The 345-nt window shown below is 60.3% G+C and carries 1 pseudogene; it reads left to right on the forward strand.

The window, feature by feature from the left end:
• Window positions 1-345, forward strand: a pseudogene (locus CLH61_RS18270) (RHS repeat protein); the annotation flags it as partial.

Genomic DNA, 345 nt, shown 5'->3' on the forward strand with positions numbered 1-345 from the left:
CCCGGTCCCGCACCGTGAACGGCAGCGTGGTGGAGGAAACCACCGGTTACGTCTATGACGTCAATAACCGCGTTATCGAAACCCGCTATCCTGATGGCAGCACCACCGCCACCGAATACGACATGGCCGGAAACCAGGCCGCCACGGTGGACGCCCTGGGACGGCGTACCGAATACAGCTACGACGCCTACGGCCGATTGACGGAAACCTACCACCCGGATGGAACCGTTGAGTACAAGACTTACGACGGCGAAGGCAACCTGCGCACCGAAACCGATTCATTGGGCCGGACCACCCGCTACACCTACGATGGGTTAAACCGTGTTGTCCGCACCGATTATCCGG

This window comes from Marinobacter profundi, assembly GCF_002744715.1.
GTDB lineage: Bacteria > Pseudomonadota > Gammaproteobacteria > Pseudomonadales > Oleiphilaceae > Marinobacter > Marinobacter profundi.